At 73.3% G+C, this 17,615-nt stretch carries 13 protein-coding genes; 7 read left to right on the top strand and 6 right to left on the bottom strand.

Annotated features, from left to right (window positions below; translation table 11 throughout):
• Positions 1-9 precede the first annotated feature (9 nt).
• Together pheA and HMPREF2863_RS01150 are read right to left on the bottom strand one after the other, a co-directional pair.
• Complete coding sequence (pheA, locus tag HMPREF2863_RS01155) at positions 10-996, bottom strand: prephenate dehydratase (RefSeq protein ID WP_246828795.1); 987 nt, start codon at positions 994-996, stop codon at positions 10-12.
• Entirely contained in the window at positions 993-1,319 is a 327-nt protein-coding gene (locus HMPREF2863_RS01150; RefSeq protein WP_070637370.1) for a rhodanese-like domain-containing protein, read from the bottom strand. The genes pheA and HMPREF2863_RS01150 overlap by 4 nt, the downstream gene beginning before the upstream one ends.
• A gap of 175 nt (positions 1,320-1,494) precedes the next feature.
• On the opposite strand from HMPREF2863_RS01150, the gene HMPREF2863_RS01145 reads away from it, so the two are divergent.
• The gene (locus HMPREF2863_RS01145) at positions 1,495-2,913 is read left to right on the top strand and encodes an amidase (RefSeq protein ID WP_070637367.1); all 1,419 of its coding nucleotides are present in this window, start codon (positions 1,495-1,497) and stop codon (positions 2,911-2,913) included.
• Between the two features lie 67 nt (positions 2,914-2,980).
• Here HMPREF2863_RS01145 and HMPREF2863_RS01140 read toward each other — a convergent pair whose 3' ends face one another.
• Together HMPREF2863_RS01140 and HMPREF2863_RS01135 are read right to left on the bottom strand one after the other, a co-directional pair.
• Positions 2,981-5,068, bottom strand: coding sequence for a PIG-L family deacetylase (locus tag HMPREF2863_RS01140; RefSeq protein ID WP_070637439.1), 2,088 nt, complete (start codon positions 5,066-5,068; stop codon positions 2,981-2,983).
• The gene (locus HMPREF2863_RS01135) at positions 5,065-6,210 is read right to left on the bottom strand and encodes an acyl-CoA dehydrogenase family protein (RefSeq protein ID WP_070637365.1); all 1,146 of its coding nucleotides are present in this window, start codon (positions 6,208-6,210) and stop codon (positions 5,065-5,067) included. Before HMPREF2863_RS01135 ends, HMPREF2863_RS01140 begins: the two co-directional genes overlap by 4 nt.
• Positions 6,211-6,448: 238 nt before the next feature.
• On the opposite strand from HMPREF2863_RS01135, the gene HMPREF2863_RS01130 reads away from it, so the two are divergent.
• The 4 genes from HMPREF2863_RS01130 to HMPREF2863_RS01115 all read left to right on the top strand — a co-directional run bounded on the left by HMPREF2863_RS01130 (position 6,449) and on the right by HMPREF2863_RS01115 (position 13,208).
• Positions 6,449-6,910 carry a Fur family transcriptional regulator gene (locus HMPREF2863_RS01130; RefSeq protein WP_067191714.1) on the top strand — a complete coding sequence of 154 codons (462 nt, stop codon included), beginning with the start codon at positions 6,449-6,451 and terminating at the stop codon, positions 6,908-6,910.
• 13 nt (positions 6,911-6,923) lie between these two features.
• Positions 6,924-9,152, top strand: a complete 2,229-nt coding sequence (gene katG / locus HMPREF2863_RS01125; protein WP_070637360.1) for a catalase/peroxidase HPI — start codon at positions 6,924-6,926, stop codon at positions 9,150-9,152.
• Positions 9,153-9,736: 584 nt separating this feature from the next.
• A complete protein-coding gene (gene pgm / locus HMPREF2863_RS01120) occupies positions 9,737-11,461 on the top strand; it encodes a phosphoglucomutase (alpha-D-glucose-1,6-bisphosphate-dependent) (RefSeq protein ID WP_070637358.1) in 1,725 nt (574 codons plus the stop codon).
• Positions 11,462-11,708: 247 nt separating this feature from the next.
• On the top strand, positions 11,709-13,208 hold the full coding sequence (locus tag HMPREF2863_RS01115) for an aldehyde dehydrogenase family protein (RefSeq protein WP_067191457.1): 1,500 nt from the start codon (positions 11,709-11,711) through the stop codon (positions 13,206-13,208).
• Positions 13,209-13,283: 75 nt separating this feature from the next.
• On the opposite strand, the gene HMPREF2863_RS01110 is transcribed toward HMPREF2863_RS01115, so the two are convergent.
• Positions 13,284-14,132 (bottom strand): glycerophosphodiester phosphodiesterase family protein, encoded by an 849-nt coding sequence (locus HMPREF2863_RS01110; protein WP_067191467.1) that lies wholly within the window; start codon positions 14,130-14,132, stop codon positions 13,284-13,286.
• Positions 14,133-14,402: 270 nt separating this feature from the next.
• Between HMPREF2863_RS01110 and HMPREF2863_RS01105 the strand changes: the two genes are divergently transcribed.
• Positions 14,403-14,951: an NYN domain-containing protein gene (locus HMPREF2863_RS01105; protein WP_070637356.1), complete on the top strand. Its 549-nt coding sequence runs from the start codon at positions 14,403-14,405 to the stop codon at positions 14,949-14,951.
• Positions 14,952-15,250: 299 nt separating this feature from the next.
• Positions 15,251-16,654, top strand: coding sequence for an amino acid permease (locus HMPREF2863_RS01100; RefSeq protein ID WP_141756338.1), 1,404 nt, complete (start codon positions 15,251-15,253; stop codon positions 16,652-16,654).
• 13 nt (positions 16,655-16,667) lie between these two features.
• On the opposite strand, the gene HMPREF2863_RS01095 is transcribed toward HMPREF2863_RS01100, so the two are convergent.
• Positions 16,668-17,537, bottom strand: a complete 870-nt coding sequence (locus HMPREF2863_RS01095; protein WP_070637351.1) for a Cof-type HAD-IIB family hydrolase — start codon at positions 17,535-17,537, stop codon at positions 16,668-16,670.
• Between the last annotated feature and the right edge of the window lie 78 nt (positions 17,538-17,615).

Raw genomic sequence — 17,615 nt, 5'->3', positions numbered from 1 at the left:
CGCTGACGCTCAGCGCTGCAGCAGCCCTGCCACCCACTCCCGACCGGAGCGGTAGGCCGCATCGCTCATGTGGGTCGGCACCTGCACCACGCGCTCGACCGCGCGCGGGTAGGAGCCCAGGAACCGGACACCCGGGAAGATCCGGTGCAGCGCGGCCAGGGCCGCCTGCACCCGCTCCTCGGCCAGGTGCCCCTCCAGGTCGATCGAGAAGAAGTACTGCCCCAGCCCCGAGCCGGTCGGCCGGGACTCGATGCGGGAGAGGTTGATCCCGCGCGTGGAGAACTGCTCCAGGATCTCCAGCAGTGCACCCGGGTGGTCGTCCGGCAGCGGCACGGTCAGCGTGGTCTTGTCCGAGCCGGTCGGCTCCGGCAGCGGGCCCGGGCGGCCCACCAGCACGAACCGGGTCACCGCGCCGGCGGTGTCCTCGATGCGCTCGGCCAACACGGGCAGCCCGGCCTGCTCCGCCACCAGCGGGGCACAGACCGCCGCGTCGAAGGCGGGGGCGGCCGTGCCGTCGTCGTGGGCCTGCGGCAGCAACAGGCGGGCTCCGGCCGCCGTGGAGGAGGCCGGCGTGAACTCGGCGGACGGCAGGTGCGCGTCCGCCCAGCCGCGGACCTGCGCCCAGGCGTGGGTGTGGGTGGTGATGCGGCGGACCTCGTCCAGGCCGATGCCCTCCCGGCCGACCAGCACGAAGCTGATGGGCACGAGGACCTCGGCGAGGATCTGCAGGTCGTCTCCGGAGGCCACGTCGTCCAGGGTGGCGGAGACGCCGCCCTCCACGGAGTTCTCGATCGGCACCATCGCGTAGTCGGCGTCGCCGGCGCGCACGGCGGCCAGCGCGGAGATCACCGACGACGACGGGGTCACGTCCGACTCGGCGACCTCGGGGATCTGCCGCAGCGCCGCCTCGGTGAAGGTGCCCTCGGGTCCGAGGAAGGTGAAGCGGGCGCGCGCCCGACCCGCCTCAGACGAGACGGGCGGCAGAGGCGCGATCACTTGACGGTCGGCTCGGCGTCGCCGTCGGCCTCCATCGGCTTGCCGGCCTCCAGCCAGGCGTCGGAACCGCCGGCCACGTTGAGGGCCGAGTAGCCGCGGCCGACCAGGAACTCGGCGGCGCGGGCGGAGCGGCCGCCGGTGCGGCAGATTACGTAGTAGTCCGTGTCCGGGTCCAGGTCGTCGATGCGCTCGGGCAGCTGGCCGAGCGGGATGTGCTGGGCGCCGGCGGCGCGGCCGAGGGCGAACTCGTCCTCCTCACGGACGTCCAGGATCGCGGCGTCGGCGGGGATCTGGTCAACGGTGACGGTCTCGAACATGCTCATGGGGCCAGGGTAGCCGGGCCCGCCGCCGCGGTGGCCACAGGCGGCGGGCGTCTCGGAGACCGGCCGTCAGGCGGCCGCGCAGCGCCCCGTCCCCTCCCCCACAGAGGTCCTCAGCGGCTTCCCCCGCCGGGCTGCTCGCCGCGGACTGACGGCGGGACCTTCTACGCTGGGTCCCATGGCAACCACACCCGATCGCCTCGCCCGCCTGATGGACCGCTCTGCCGTGCAGCTGCGCGACGACCTCGCCTCCGGAGCCCTCACCGCCGCCGAGACCGTCGAGGCCGCCCTGACCGCCGCGGAGCGCAACGCGGACCTCGGCGCCTTCGCCCTCCTGGACGCCGAGGGCGCCCGGGAGCAGGCCGCCGCCGCGGACGCGGCCCTCCGCAGCGACGAGGACGACCGCCGGCAGCTGATCGGCATGCCGCTGGCCTACAAGGACCTGCTGGACGTGGCCGGACTGCCCACCCGCCACGGCTCCGCACTCACCGCCGCCGCGCCGGTGCCCACCCAGGACGACCCGCTGGTGGCCCGGCTGCGCGCGGCCGGCTCCGTGACCCTGGGCAAGACCACCGTCCCCGAGTTCGGCCTGGACTCCCACTCGGAGAACCCTCTCGGCGGGGCGGCCCGCAATCCCTTCGACCTCACGCGCTCTGCAGGCGGCTCGTCCGGCGGCGCAGCCGCGGCGGTGGCCGCCGGGATCCTGCCGTTCGCCCCGGGCAGCGACGGCGGCGGCTCCATCCGGATCCCGGCCGCCGCCTGCGGCCTCGTCGGGCTCAAGCCCGGCCGCGGCACCGTCCCCTCGGACCGGGCAGAGGACACGGTCACCAACCTGACCTGCGCCGGCCCGCTGGCGCACACCGCCGAGGACGCCGCCCTGCTCTTCGACGTGATGACCTCGGCCGAGGGCCTGGCCGGCCGCACCCTGCCGGACGTGCAGGCGGACGCCGCGTCCCTTGCCGCCGGCGAGCGCCCGCGGCCCCTGCGCCTCGGGCTGACGACGGCCTCCCCGTTCGGGCCCTCCCTGGAGATCCGCCTGGCCAATTCCGCCCTGACCGCCATGACCCGCGCCGCAACCGCCCTGGCCGGGCTCGGCCACAGCGTGGAGGAGTTCACCCCGGAGTACGGCGAGGACTACCACCAGGACTTCCGTGCCGTGTGGACCTCCAACCTGCTCAAGGCCGAGCTCCCGGAGGGCGCCGCGGCCCACCTCGGCCCGCTGGCCGCCGACTTCCTGGCCACCGCGAGCGCACGGCCGCAGGAGGAGACCGAGGCCGCGGTGGACCGGCTGACGGCCTGGGCGCGGCACGTGCGCGGCCAGTTCGCCGCGTACGACGTGGTCCTCACCCCTGTGCTCGCCTTCGCACCCCCGGAGATCGGCCACTTCACCGCCCTGGAACCGGAGGAGAACTACGCGGAGCAGTGCAGGTTCACCCCGTACACGTCCATGGTCAACGTGCTCGGACTGCCGGCGGCCTCCGTGCCCGTGCTGCGGAGCGAGGAGGGACTGAGCTGGTCCGTGCAGGTGATCGGCCGCCCCGGGGCCGAGACCCAGCTGCTCACCCTTGCCGCCCAGCTGGAGGCCGCACGCGCCTGACGCCCGACGGCCCGGGCGCGGCGGACGGCCGCGGCGCGGGGCCGTCGTCGGGAAGGTAGGACGGGGCTCAGTCCACGGGCAGGGCGGCGAGGTAGCCGGCGAACCCGCCGGGCGAGCGCCCGTCCAGGCGCGCGGACGTCGCCACCCGTACCCGGTCCGTCGCCACCACCGGCACGCCGTGCGCCCGCGCGGCCTCGGCCAGGCGGACGTCCTCGTGCTCAGCGCAGTGCGATACACCGCCGAGCGCCTCGTACTGCGCCCAGGTCAGGCCCATGTTGGCCCCGTGCACGTGGCCGTGTCCCTCGCGGTGCTCGTACTCGGCGGCCCAGGCCTGCCGCAGCGCGGGGTCGGCGCCGGCGAGGTCCACGGTGCCCAGCACGAGGGCCCCGCGCGGATCCTCCACGTCCACGCCGGTGCCGAGCACGGCCAGCCCCGTGAGCCAGCCGGGGGGCACGCGGGTGTCCGCGTCCGTGGATGCGACCCACAGCCGCTCGCCCGGCACGTCCGGGAACAGGCTGCGGCCGTGCCGGGCACCCACATCACGGGCACGGCCCACGCTCGGCCGCCCCGGGGTGTCCGCGCCCAGCTCGAGAACATGGAACCGGGGGTCCTCCTGCGCCTTCGCGCGGGCGATCTCCACCGTCCGATCCGTACACCGGTCCGCCACCACGACGACGGCCGCGGACCCCTGCGCGTGCTGCTCCTCCCAGCGGTCCACCGTGGCGGTGAGGGCCTCCAGGCAGTCCGGCAGGTCCGCCTCCTCGTCCTTCGCGGGGACCACCACGACGGCATGGTCAGCCGTGTGGGCGCGGGCCAGCAGGGCCAGGCGGACGTCCGCCTCGAGGTGCTCGGCGACCATCCGCCAGCGGGGGTCCGCAGCGAGACGGGCGTGGACGTCGTCACCGTCCAGGGGCCAGCCCTGCACGGGCTGACGCCAGTGGCAGGCCAGCACCTCGCCATCCAGTGCCATGTCCCGGTCGATGCAGTCGACGAGCTCGTCGAGCTCCTCCGGCTGCAGGAAGTAGCCGATCTCGGAGACCACGGCGAGGTCGAGCGGTGCGGGCTCCTGCGGCCACTGCTCCGGCAGCACCGCCCGACGGACCTCCGCGTGCGGCAGTCCGTCGAGCCGGGCCTGCGCCCGCTCGACGGCCAGTGGGGAGGCTTCCAGCCCCACGACCTCGTCCGCCCGGTCGGCGAGCTCGGCGGTGAGCACACCGATCGAGGCGCCGGCTTCCATGACCCGCCCATACCGGGGGCGCGTCAGCAGGGCAAGGGTGAGCGCCCGCTTGCGCCGCTCATAGGGGCTGGAGAGGTAGCGCCACGGGTCCTCGGCGCCGGCGTAGAGGCGGTCGAACACGGCCTCGGCGCGGTAGGCGTCGTGCTCGTCCGGGCCGGAATAGCGGGCGCAGTCGAATGCGCGGTCGAAGTGCGTGAGCATCTGCGGGGACAGGATCGCCTCGTCGCCAGGGGCGTCCGAGAGCGGTGCCACCTGGGAGGCGTGCGCGGCCAGGGCGTCCCGGCGGGCCCGCCGGTCCTGGTCGCTCAGGGGCAGGCGGCGGTAGCGGCGGGAGGGCAGGGCCTCCGGCGCTCCCCAGTGCCAGAACCACAGCGGGAACTCGCACAGCGGCAGATGCTCCTGCGCGGCGAGCGCCCCGACGGCCCGGCCGACGGCGTCGTGGTCCGCGTGGCCGTCCGTGCGGTCATGGGCCACGAGCAGGACCGGGCCGGGCCGATGCGCCGCGACCAGGTCCGCCACGGCGCCTCGGAGCTCTGCCTCATGGGCTGCCACCTGCGAGTCCGGCAGGTCCAGGCGACGGACGCGGAGCCGGTCCCGGGCGTCCCCGCCCAAGGCGTCGGCGGCGTGCTCGAGCTCCGGACCGCGCAGGGCGCGCAGCCGCTCCGGGATGTGCGTGGGCGAGTCCGGATGGGAGGCCTCGCCGGCGGTGGCCACCACCAGCTCCACCCGTGCACCGGCGCGCAGGGAAGTGCGGATCAATCCCGTGGCGCCGAGGGTCTCGTCGTCCGGATGGGCGACCGCCACCACCACGAGCCAGGTGCGGTCGAGCGGGGGCAGACGCAGCAGTGGCAGGTCGGCGATCCCGGCCTCCTCCCACGCGGACTCGGCGGTGCCGTCGTCCAGATGCGAGAAGCTCACCACCACGCCTCGGCTCCGGTGTGCTCGTCCTCGAGCAGGGCGGCGCCGAGGCGGGCGTCGTCCCGGTCTCCGTGGTGCTGGCGCAGGTAGACCTGAAGGTCCGCCACCATCTGGGCGTGCCCGGCGTCCTGGGTCAGTGGCCCCGGACCGGTGGCCTCGCCCACCGTCTGCAGGACCTCGGTGCAGACCTGCGCCACGGTCCCGCGGACGCGGTCCGCCTCCACCATGCCGCAGGCGTGGTCCAGCTCCCCGGCATCCACGGCGTCCGCGGCGGCGCCCAGCACCACGGCGGCTGCGCGCAGCAGCCGGTCCACCCGGCCGTACGCGGCCTGCCCGATCTGGTCCGGTCCCGTGCCGCGGCCCTCGTCCGCTCGCGCCTGCCGGCGGTGCAGCTGGGCACGCAGGGTGCGTGCCGCATGCACGGCGCCGCCGAACCAGCAGGCCGCCACCCCGATGCCGCCCCAGGCGAAGCCGGGGCGCTGCAGATACCACTCGGGACCCCCGACCTCCACGGCCGGGACGGCATCGAAGGCCACTGGACCGGTGGTCACGGCCCGCAGGCCCAGGGCCGGCCAGGCCGGCTCCCCCACGTCCACACCGGGGTGGCGCAGGTCCACCAGGAACGCCTGCGGACGTCCGTCGTCCTGCCGCCGGGCGGTCACCACGGCGGAGGTGCAGTCCGCCGCCAGCGAGCACCACGGCTTCGTGCCGTCCAGGCGCCAGGTGTCCGAGCCGTCGTCGTGCTTGGTGAGCCGGGTGGCGGTGAGGGTCACGCCGCCGGACTCGGACGCATACACGCCCAGCAGGCCCGACGGGGCCGGCACGTCGGCCTGCGCCAGGATCGAGAGGGCGTCCAGGTGCGGCTCCAACACCCGGGCGGCCGCCAGGCTGCGGGCACCGAGGGTCGCGAGGATCTCCCACTGGGCTCGGGTGCGCCCGGCTCCGGTCAGCGGCAGCTCCGCCGGGTCCGCGTCCTCGAGGATGGCGGCCAACGCGGTCACAGGCTCGTCCGCACCGGCGGCCTCGGCGAGCGCCTCCAGCAGCCGCTCCTCAGCGGCCTCGCGGGCGTCGACGGACGGGGCGGGCGCGGACGGATCACGCTGTGAGCGGACGGATGCGAAACGGACCCGGTGCACGGGCATGGCGAGCCTCCTGGAGACGACGTCGGGGGCCGCAGGTGCACGGCCCGAGACTGCGACTGTAGGGCCCTGGGCTGACCAGAGGGAACGGCCCGCGCGCGGCGGACGGCCGCGGCGAGGGGCCGTCGTCGGGAAACGGGGGCGGGGCACCGGGCGGACGCCCCGGCGTCACCGTCCGGCCACCGGACACGGACCCGACGTTTTCTTGACTGACTCAAGAAAAGGCGGTTGGGTGGTGACCATGAGCACAGCACTGAAGGAGGCCTCGGACGACGCAGCCCTGCTGCGCGCGGCCGGCCTGCGCGTCACGCGCCCCCGCCTCGGTGTGCTCGCCGCACTGCGCGAGCACCCGCACGCGGATGCCGCCGACGTGCTCACCGCCGTCCGCGAGGGCCAGCCCACCGTCTCCCACCAGGCCGTGTACGACTCCCTGCACACCCTGACCGAGGCGCGGCTCGTGCGGTCCCTGCAGCCGGCGGGCTCCACCGCACGCTATGAGCTCGACGCTCATGACAACCACCACCACCTGGTGTGCCGCGGCTGCGGCGCCCTCGTGGACGTCCCCTGCCACACCGGATCCGCGCCGTGCCTGAGCGCGCCCGAGGACCACGGCTTCGCGATCGACGAGGCCGAGGTCTACTACTGGGGCCGCTGCCCCGCCTGTGCGGCCGAGGACACCACCCTCCCCCACTCCACCCTCTGACGAAAGGACGATCATGGCCTCCCAGCATGACGAGACCACCACCCTCGGCCAGGTGAGCGAGGACGCGACCCAGGGCGGCTGCCCGGTCGCCCACGGCGCCTCCCTGCCGCATCCCGCCTCCGGCGACGCGAACCAGCAGTGGTGGAAGAACCGTCTGAACCTGAAGATCCTCGCCAAGGAGCAGCCGGTCATCAACCCGCATGACCCGGACTTCGACTACCCGGCCGCCTTCGAGACCCTCGACCTGGCCGAGGTGAAGAAGGACATCGCCGAGGTGCTCACCACCTCCAAGGACTGGTGGCCTGCCGACTTCGGCAACTACGGCCCGTTCATGATCCGCATGGCCTGGCACGCCGCCGGCACCTACCGCTCCCAGGACGGCCGCGGCGGCGGCGGCACCGGCCAGCAGCGGTTCGCCCCCCTGAACTCCTGGCCGGACAACGTCTCCCTGGACAAGGCCCGCCGCCTGCTGTGGCCGGTCAAGAAGAAGTACGGCCAGAACCTCTCCTGGGCGGACCTGATGATCCTCACCGGCAACGTCGCCCACGAGATCATGGGCATGCCGACCTACGGCTTCTCCGGCGGCCGCATCGACGCCTACGAGCCCGAGGACGACGTGTACTGGGGCCCGGAGACCGAGTGGACCAACGGCGGCGCCGAGCGCTACAGGGGCGACCGCGAGCTGGACAACCCCCTCGCCGCCGTGGAGATGGGCCTGATCTACGTGAACCCGGAGGGCCCGGAGGGCGAGCCGGACCCGGTCAAGTCCGCCCGCGACATCCGCGAGACCTTCAAGCGCATGGGCATGAACGACGAGGAGACCGTCGCCCTCATCGGCGGCGGCCACACCTTCGGCAAGACCCACGGCGCCGGCACCGTCCCGGAGCACGTCGGCCCGGAGCCCGAGGGCGCCCCGATGGAGCAGATGGGCCTGGGCTGGAAGTCCTCCTACAAGTCCGGCAAGGGCATCGACACCATCGGCTCCGGCCTCGAGGTCACCTGGACCTACCACCCGACCCGCTGGGACAACGAGTTCTTCCACATCCTCTACGCCTACGAGTGGGAGCTGTTCCAGTCCCCGGCCGGTGCCAACCAGTGGCGCCCGGTCAACGGCGGCGGCTCGGACATGGTGCCCGAGGCGGACGGCAGCGGCCGCCGCGAGCCGCGCATGCTGACCTCGGACCTCGCCCTGCGCTTCGACCCCGAGTACGACAAGATCGCCCGTCGCTTCAAGGACGACTTCGAGGCCTTCCACGACGCCTACTCCCGCGCCTGGTTCAAGCTGACCCACCGTGACATGGGCCCGATCTCCCGCCACTACGGCCCCGAGGTGCCCACCGAGGAGCTCGTCTGGATGGATCCGATCCCGGCCCCGGCCTCCGTGCCCGGCGACGCGGAGGTCAAGGCGGTCAAGGACGCCGTGGCCGCTGCTGGCCTCTCCGTCCCGGCCGTGGTGAAGACCGTCTGGGCCGCCGCCTCCACCTACCGCGGCTCCGACTTCCGCGGCGGCGCCAACGGCGGCCGCATCCGCCTCGAGCCGCAGCGCTCCTGGGAGGTCAACGAGCCGGCCGTCACCGGCCCGGTCATCGAGGCCCTGGAGAAGATCGCCGCCGAGCAGGGCGTGTCCTTCGCGGACACCCTGGTCCTGGCCGGCAACTGGGCGATCGAGAAGGCCGCCGCCGACGGCGGCGTGCCCGTCCAGGTGCCCTTCACCCCGGGCCGCGGCGACTCCTCGCAGGAGCAGACCGACGTGGAGTCCTTCGGCTACCTCGAGCCGAAGGTGGACGGCTTCCGCAACTACGACCCGCGCTCCAACAAGGAGTTCCCGGCCGAGTTCGCCCTCGTGGACCGCGCCAACCTGCTCGGACTCTCCGCCCCGGAGATGACCGTGCTGGTGGCCGGCCTGCGCGTGCTCGGCGCCAACTACGGGGACTCGAAGGACGGCGTGTGGACCGAGAACGTGGGCGTGCTGTCCAACGACTTCCTGCAGGCCGTCACGGACATCGACACCCAGTGGGAGAAGGTGTCCGAGGGCCACTACAAGGGCGTCACCGCCGACGGCAAGGAGCTCTTCGGCACCCGCAACGACCTGGTCTTCGGCTCGAACTCCGAGCTGCGCACCGTGTCCGAGGTGTACGCCGCAGACGACGCCAAGGAGAAGTTCGTCAAGGACTTCGTCAAGGCGTGGACCAAGATCATGGACGCCGACCGCTACGACGTGCAGCGGAAGAACCGGAAGTGACCGGCTGATCCGCTGACCCCTCCCTGAAGGGGTTCGGGGGCGGGGTTCGACCGGAGTTCGCTGCGCGTTCCGGTCGGACCCCGCCCTCGTTCTTTCCGCCGGGTCTGGCGGGGACGGTGCCGGCCCCCGTTCGTTCCGCCGGGTCCGGCGGGGACGGTGCCGTCCCCGCTCGTTCCGCCTGGTCTGGCGGGGACGCCGACCCGCTCTCTCCGCCAGGTCCGGCGGATTCCCGACGACGACACCCGCCCCGGTGCGCCACGCACCGGGGGTGCGTGGCCGTCGTCGTGGGTGACGCGCCGACTGCCGGAGGTGACCGGCGATGCCAAGGCGACATGGCGTCCACCGTCCCAAGGCGTCCACTGTCCCGTGGCGTCCCCGATGCCGGAGGTGACCGACCTTCTGTATCCGCAGCGTCGGAACTCCGGCCCCCACGGCGCCGATTCCGACCCGTGGCACACAGACGATCCCGCCCCGCCCCTCATCCCCCCGCACCTCACCCCACCCCGCCCCACACCCCACACTCCCGCACCACCGCGGAACCCCCCGGTCTTCCCGCGATCATGCGGGAGTGGAAGAGTAGGGGCATGAGCGAGACCATGCACACGCCCGCCGTCCCTGCCGCCCAACGCCCCGGCACGCCCGCCCTGCCGGAAGACCTCATCGACGTCGACGCCCTGCTCGCCGCGTACACCGACCGCGTCCCGGACCCGTCGGACCCCGCGCAGAAGGTGGTGTTCGGCACCTCCGGCCACCGCGGCAGCTCGCTCAAGACCAGCTTCAACGACGCGCACATCGCGGCGATCACCCAGGCGATCGTGGAGTACCGCGCCACGCAGGGCATCACCGGCCCCGTGCTGGTCGGCAAGGACACCCACGCGCTGTCCGCCCCGGCCCAGGACACCTGCGTGCAGGTCCTGCTCGCCAACGACGTGCCCGTGATGGTGGACTCCCGCGGCGGCTACACCCCCACCCCGGCGGTGTCCCACGCGATCCTGCACCTGAACGCCGGCCGCGACCTCACCCCCGCCGGCTTCTCCGCGGACGGGGACAACGCCGGCCTGGCGGACGGCATCGTCATCACGCCGTCCCACAACCCGCCGTCGGACGGCGGCCTCAAGTACAACCCGCCGCACGGCGGCCCCGCGGACACGGACGCCACCGGCTGGATCGCCCGCCGCGCCAACGAGCTGCTGACCGCACGCCTGGACGGTGTGCGGCGCCTGGCCCCGGAGGAGGTCGAGGGCCACCCGAGGCTGGACGGCTTCGACTTCCTGGACCGCTACGTCTCGGACCTGCCGAAGGTCCTGGACATGGACGCCATCCGCGAGGCCGGCGTGCGCATCGGCGCGGACCCCATGGGCGGGGCCTCCGTGGACTACTGGGCGGAGATCGGCGCCCGCCACGGCCTGGAGCTGACCGTGGTGAACCCGGAGGTGGACCCGCGGTTCGGCTTCATGACCCTGGACTGGGACGGCAAGATCCGCATGGACTGCTCCTCCCCGAACGCCATGGCCTCCCTGATCGAGCGGATGACCCCGGATGCCGAGGGGAACGCCCCGTTCGACGTGGCCACCGGCAACGACGCCGACGCGGACCGCCACGGCATCGTCACCCCGGACGGCGGGCTGATGAATCCGAACCACTTCCTCGCCGTGGCCATCGACTACCTGTACCGGAAACGGAGCCACTGGCCGCAGGCCGCCGGCGTGGGCAAGACCCTGGTGTCCTCCTCCATGATCGACCGCGTGGCCGAGTCCCTCGACCGCGAACTGGTGGAGGTGCCGGTCGGCTTCAAGTGGTTCGTCCCCGGCCTGCTCACCGGCTCCGGCGTGTTCGGCGGCGAGGAGTCCGCCGGCGCCAGCTTCGTCACCCTGGACGGCGAGCCGTGGACCACGGACAAGGACGGCATGCTGCTGTGCCTGCTGGCGGCGGAGATCATCGCGGTCACCGGCCGCTCCCCCTCCGAGCTGTACCGGGACCTCGAGGCCCTCCACGGTTCCCCGGTCTACGCGCGCATCGACGCCCCGGCCACCGCCGAGCAGAAGGCCCGCCTCAAGGAGCTGTCCCCGGAGGACGTGACGGTCACCGAGCTCGCCGGGGAGACGATCCTCGCCGCGCTCACCAACGCCCCGGGCAACAGCGCGCCCATCGGCGGCCTGAAGGTGGTCACCCAGAACGCCTGGTTCGCCGCCCGTCCCTCCGGCACCGAGGACGTCTACAAGATCTACGCCGAGTCCTTCCTCGGCGCCGACCACCTCGCGCAGGTGCAGGCGGAGGCCCAGAGGATCGTGGACGCGGTCATCGGCTGACCGGCGCCGCCGGTTCCCGACGACGGCCCTCACCCTCCGCGGGGGGCCTTCCCGCGCCACAGCCTCCCTGGGCGCCCTCTCCGCCCTCACCCTTCGCGGGTGGGGGGCCTTCGCGTGGGGACGGGAAGGCGTGGCGCCGTGGCGGACGGGGCGGCCCAGACGTCGTCGCACAGCTCCGGGCCGACGCCCGCGGGCGCCCGCCGAAAGTACAGAGGCGGCGGAGACCTGCGCAGACTACGGTGGTGCCATGACCTTCCACGAGCAGCCCCTCGACGACGCCGACGAGCAGGAGTACGCCGACCTCCACGTCCCCGCGGACACGTCCATGCTGCCGATCATGCCGATCGGCCCGCGGGCGGAGAACCCGACCGCCGCCGTGGAGCGCCTGCGCGCCGCGGCGAGGTCCCGTGCCGCCCATCCGCGCCGCATGCGCGTGCACCAGCTGCGCGCCATGAAGCGCATGCTGGAGGAGAACGAGTCGCGTTTCCTGGACGCCCTCGGCCACGACCTCGGCAAGTCCCCCACCGAGGGCCTGCTGACCGAGCTGATGCCGGTGCGCGCGGAGATCGACCACGCGCTGCTGCACCTGACGGACTGGATGGACAAGCGTCCGGTGAGGACCCCGCTGTCCCTGAAGCCGGCGACCGCCGAGGTGCAGGCGCGGCCGAAGGGCCTGGTGCTGATCATCGGCGCCTGGAACTACCCGGTGCAGCTGACGCTGGCTCCGCTCGTGGCCGCTGTGGCGGCGGGCAACACGGTGATCGTCAGCCCGTCCGAGAAGGCCCCGGCCACCGCCGCCGTGCTGCGCGATCTGCTGCCGAAGTACCTGGACTCCGCGCTGATCTCCGTGGTGGCCGGCGGCAAGGACTGCAACACCGAGCTGCTCACCCACCCGTTCGACCACATCCTCTACACCGGTGGCGAGCGCGTCGGCCGCATCGTCTACGAGGCGGCGGCGAAGACCCTCACCCCGGTCACCCTGGAGCTCGGCGGCAAGTCCCCCGTGGTGGTCACCGAGTCCCGCAACGTCATGGCGATGGCCCGGCGCATCGCGTTCGGCAAGTTCACCAACGCCGGCCAGACCTGCGTGGCCCCGGACTACGTGCTGGCCGTCGGCGACGCCGCCCACGAGCAGCTGGTGAAGGCCCTGCCGGAGGTGATCCGCGAGTTCTACGGCGAGGACCCGCGCACCTCCAACGACTACGGCCGGCTCATCTCCGAGGAGCACGCCGCCCGCCTGCAGGACATGCTGGCCGCGGACCTGCAGGACGGGGCTCAGCTGCTGGTCGGCGGCCGGGTGGACGCCCACCACCGCTACATGGCGCCCACCGTGGTGACCGGTGTCCGCGCCGACCACGCGCTGATGCAGGAGGAGCTCTTCGGGCCCGTCCTGCCGATCCTGAAGGTGGAGACGTTCCAGCAGGCCCTGGACTTCATCACCGCGCGCCCGCATCCGCTGGCCGCCTACCTGTTCACGGACCGTCCGCGCTTCCACCGGGCGTTCGAGGAGCAGGTGCAGGCCGGCGCCGTGTGCACGGACGTGACCCTGCTGCACGCGGGCCTGACCACCCTGCCGTTCGGCGGGATCGGGGCCTCCGGCATCGGCGCGTACCACGGGGAGACCGGCTTCGAGACGTTCTCCCACATGCGCCCGTCCCTGGCGAAGACCGACCAGGTGGACACCTTGAAGGTGGCCTACCCGCCGTACACCTGGTTCAAGCGCAAGGCCCTGCCGAAGATGCTCTGAGCCCAAACCCGCCCCCCTTCACGACGACGGCCGCCCACCGCGGGCGGCCGTCGTCGCGTCGTGTACGGGGCCGGGTCAGCGCTGCGGCCAGATCCCGCGGCGGGTGAAGACCTCGGCGAGCACGTCGGCACGGTCGGTCATGATGCCGTCCACGCCCATCTCCAGCAGCCGCTCCATCTGATCGGGCTCGTCCACGACCCATACGTGCACCGGCAGGCCCGCCGCACGGCAGCGGCGCACGAAGTCGGCGGTGGCCACGGGGACGAGGCCGTGCCGGACGGGCACCTGCACGCAGTCGACGTCGAGGGCGTACCGGCGCAGCCAGCCGGTCAGTCCCAGCGGACCCAGCAGCACGAGCGCCGCGATGGCGGCCGCCCCGCCCGACGTCGCCACCTGCTCCGGCCCGTACGCCCGGTCGGGGTGGCCGAGGTCGGCGAGGGCGCGCCGGAAGAGGCGGCGCCGCGAGTCGTGGAACGACGCGACCAGCACGCGGTCCCAGGCGTCGTGCTCGGCGAGGATGCGGGCCAGGGCCGGGGCTGAGGCGCGGTCCTTGAGGTCCACGTTCAGGCGTGCCTCGGGCAGCGCCGTGAGCAGCTCGGCGAAGCGCAGCAGCGGCTCCCCGCCGACCGTGACGTCCGCCAGCTGCTCCCACGTGTGGTCGCGCAGCCGGCCGCGGCCCGTGCTGACGCGGTCCAGAGTGTCGTCGTGGAACACGACGAGCTCGCCGTCCGCCGTGGTGCGCACGTCCAGCTCGAGGTGCCCGAACCCGGCGTCTACGGCGGCCTCGAAGGCGGCCAGCGTGTTCTCCCGGCGGACGTCCGCGCCGCGGTGCGCAAACCCCACCGGCCAGCCGTTCCGGGCCGGCAGCGAGTCCGTGAGATACGGCGGCGGGGTGCGGCGGGAACGCTCGACGGCGCGCTGCACCGACGCGCGGACCCGCCCGGCGGCGTCACGGGCGGAGGACAGTCCGGAGGTCAGGCGGGAGGTCAGGCTCACGGCACGAGCCTACGACGCGCCCCACCGCCCCGCGGGGCTGCCTCGGTCCACTGCCTCGGTGGACGGCCGACGCCCCATCGCCACGCCCGACCCCGCCCCGCGCGCCCGGTGGGCGGGCCGGCGGAGGCGAGGGGCGTCGTCGGGAAGCGGTGCCGGGGCCCTGCCCCGCCCCGCGCACCCGGCGGTAGGCTCGACGGCGTGACTGAACGCCAGACCTACCTGCTCGTCGACGGCGAGAACATCGACGCCACCCTCGGCACCTCCATCCTCCAGCGGCGCCCCCACCCGGAGGAGCGGCCGCGCTGGAACCGGGTGCGCGAGTTCATCGAGGACGAATGGGAGCAGCCGGTCACGGCGCTGTTCTTCCTCGCGATCGACGGGGAGGTCCCGCTGGCCTTCGTGCAGGCGCTCCTGGCGATGGGGTACCAGCCGGTCATGCTGCGCGGCGCCGGCAAGGTGGTGGACATCGGCATCCAGCGCACCGCCGAGGCCCTCACCGAACGGGACGGGGACGTGGTCCTGGCCAGCCACGACGTCGACTTCCTCCCCCAGATGACCGCCCTCGCCGAGGACGAGGACCGGCGCGTGGCCCTCATGGGCTTCAACGAGTTCATCGCCGGCGGGCTGCGGGAGATCCCGGGCGTGGAGGTCTGGGACATGGAGCACGACGTCCAGGCCTTCGACGCCCCGCTGCCGCGCATGCGCGTGATCGACATCGAGGACTTCGACCCGTTCGAGTTCCTCTGAGCGCCGCGCCGGCGCCGCCCGGGTGAGACATGACACGGTGAATCCTCCCCGTTCAGAGGACGGGGCTATGCTCGGGGGCCGACGTCCCGAGGGAGCCCGCTCGGGACGTGTGGTCCCCACGCCCCCTGCGCAGCGCGCATGCGCGGAGGCCGGGACGGCAACGTTCCCTCTTCCCGAAAGGTCCCGCCGTGGCCCCCACCGAGCCGACGCCGAGCTCCGCCACCGCCGCCTCCTCCGACCCCGGCCGCGGGGCCGAGCAGAACGGCCTGCGCCGCTCCCTGGCCTCCCGCCACCTGACGATGATCGCGATGGGCGGTGCGATCGGCACCGGCCTGTTCGTGGCCTCCGGCAACACGATCGCCACGGCCGGTCCGGGCGGTGCGCTGCTGGCCTACGTGGTCATCGGGTTCATGGTGTTCCTGCTCATGCAGTCCCTCGGCGAGATGGCCACCTACCTGCCGGTCTCCGGCGCGTTCGAGGAGTACGCGACCCGCTTCGTGAGCCCCTCGTTCGGCTTCGCCATCGGCTGGAACTACTGGTACAACTGGGCGATCACCGTGGCCGCCGAGCTCGTGGCCGCCGCACTGGTGATGCGGTACTGGCTGCCGGAGGTGCCCTCCTGGGTGTGGTCCGCGCTCTTCCTGGCCCTGCTCTTCGGGCTGAACGCCCTGTCCACGCGGGCCTACGGCGAGTCCGAGTTCTGGTTCTCCCTGATCAAGGTGCTCACCGTGGTGGTGTTCCTGGTCCTGGGCGTGCTGATGATCCTGGGCATCATCGGCGGCGGCTCCCCGGGCTTCGAGAACTGGACCACCGGCGAGGCCCCGTTCGTGGACGGCGGGGCCGGCATCCTGGCGATCTTCCTGGTGGCCGGCTTCTCCTTCCAGGGCACCGAGCTGGTCGGCGTGGCCGCCGGCGAGGCCGAGAACCCGGAGAAGACCGTGCCGACCGCCATCCGCACCGTGTTCGTGCGCATCCTGCTGTTCTACGTGGGTGCGATCGCGGTCGTCGGCTTCCTCATCCCCTACACCAGCCCCCACCTGCTGGGCTCCGAGGTGGAGGACATCTCCATCTCCCCGTTCACCCTGGTGTTCGAGAACGCCGGTGTGCTGGCCGCCGCCTCCGTGATGAACGCGGTGATCCTCACCGCCATCCTGTCCGCAGGCAACTCCGGGCTCTATGCCTCCACCCGCATGCTCTACGCCCTCGCCGCCTCCGGGAAGGCGCCGGCCGTGCTGGCGAAGGTGAACCGCCGCGGCGTGCCGATGAACGCGCTGATCATGACCACCGTGGTGGGCGCCGGCTGCTTCCTGACCACCCTGATCGGGGACGGCGCCGCCTACGTCTGGCTCGTCTCCGCCTCCGGCCTGGCCGGGTTCATCGTGTGGATGGGCATCGCGTGGAGCCACTACCGCTTCCGCAGGGCGTTCGTGGCGCAGGGCCGTGACCCGAAGGAGCTGCCGTACCGGGCGGCCCTGTTCCCGGTCGGCCCGATCGTCGCCCTGGTGCTGTGCGCCGTGGTGATCCTCGGGCAGAACGTGGAGGCCTTCACCGGCTCCGGCGGCGTGGATCTGCTGGCCGCGGCCACCGCGTACATCGGACTGCCGCTGTTCCTGGGGCTGTGGCTGGTGCACCGCCTGGTCACCGGTACGGCGTCCCGCATGGTCCGCTACGAGGAGGCGGACCTGTCCCGGTCGCTGGACTGAGGCCGGGCGCCGCTCATTCGGGCAGGGTGAGCAGGTGCTCGATCGCCTCGGCCACGCCGTCGTCGTCACAGGTGCCGACCACCGCGTCCGCGGCGGCCACCAGCTCAGGATGGCCGGAGGCCACGGCCAGGCCGAGGCCGGCCCACTGGAGCATCTCCATGTCATTGGGCATGTCCCCGAAGGCGACCACGTCCGCGGCGGCGATCCCCCGCTGTTCCGCATACTCCTCCAGGGTGGCGGCCTTGTGCACCCCGTGCTGCGCCATCTCCACCAGCGGCAGGTCCGGCGCTGAGTGGGTCACGGAGACGATGTCCGCCACGAGGGCGCGGGCCCGGAGGAGCAGCTCGTCCGCGCCGTGCCGGGCGGAACGGGCCATCAGCTTCACCACGGTGGCATCCTCATCCAGCAGCCGCTCAAGCCGGTGGGACGCCCCGGTGGCCGCCCCGGCGACGCCCTCGGCCCGCTTGCCGAAGGCCGGCTCCCACACGAAGCCCTCCAGGGTCTCGGCACCGAAGCTGGCGGACTCGTCCTCGGCCCGCAGCCGCGCCATCGCCTCCACCACGGCGGCCCGCTCCATCCCGTGGGAGAGCAGCACCTCCTCCGTGGCGGGGTCCACCACCACGGCGCCGTTGGAGCAGATCACCGGGCCGACGGTGCCCAGCTGCTCCCGCAGCGGGCCCAGCCAGCGCAGCGGCCGGCCGGTCACGAACACCACGGTGATCCCGGCGTCGTGGGCGGCCTGCAACGCCCCTATGGTCCGCGGGGAGAGCCACCCGGTGCGCGTGTGTGCGTAGCCGATCACCGTGCCGTCCAGGTCCGTGGCCACCATGCGCGGCCGACGGCGCACTCCGGCCAGGGCGGCGGCGGCACGGAGGGCAGACATGCCCCTCAGTCTAGGCGGCGACCGCTTCCCGACGACGGCCCCTCCCCCCCCGTTACCTTCTTCGTGGCTCCTGGATCC

This window comes from Micrococcus sp. HMSC067E09 (genome assembly GCF_001812555.1).
Taxonomy (GTDB): domain Bacteria; phylum Actinomycetota; class Actinomycetes; order Actinomycetales; family Micrococcaceae; genus Micrococcus; species Micrococcus lylae.
This window is presented reverse-complemented; position numbering and strand designations above follow the sequence as displayed.

Coding starts and splice junctions, on each gene's coding strand:
- HMPREF2863_RS01095 (WP_070637351.1), bottom strand. CDS start 17,537: ATGTCTGCCCTCCGTGCCGCCGCCGCCCTGGCCGGAGTGCGCCGTCGG.
- HMPREF2863_RS01145 (WP_070637367.1), top strand. CDS start 1,495: ATGGCAACCACACCCGATCGCCTCGCCCGCCTGATGGACCGCTCTGCC.
- pgm (WP_070637358.1), top strand. CDS start 9,737: ATGAGCGAGACCATGCACACGCCCGCCGTCCCTGCCGCCCAACGCCCC.
- HMPREF2863_RS01150 (WP_070637370.1), bottom strand. CDS start 1,319: ATGAGCATGTTCGAGACCGTCACCGTTGACCAGATCCCCGCCGACGCC.
- HMPREF2863_RS01130 (WP_067191714.1), top strand. CDS start 6,449: ATGAGCACAGCACTGAAGGAGGCCTCGGACGACGCAGCCCTGCTGCGC.
- HMPREF2863_RS01100 (WP_141756338.1), top strand. CDS start 15,251: ATGATCGCGATGGGCGGTGCGATCGGCACCGGCCTGTTCGTGGCCTCC.
- katG (WP_070637360.1), top strand. CDS start 6,924: ATGGCCTCCCAGCATGACGAGACCACCACCCTCGGCCAGGTGAGCGAG.
- HMPREF2863_RS01115 (WP_067191457.1), top strand. CDS start 11,709: ATGACCTTCCACGAGCAGCCCCTCGACGACGCCGACGAGCAGGAGTAC.
- HMPREF2863_RS01135 (WP_070637365.1), bottom strand. CDS start 6,210: ATGCCCGTGCACCGGGTCCGTTTCGCATCCGTCCGCTCACAGCGTGAT.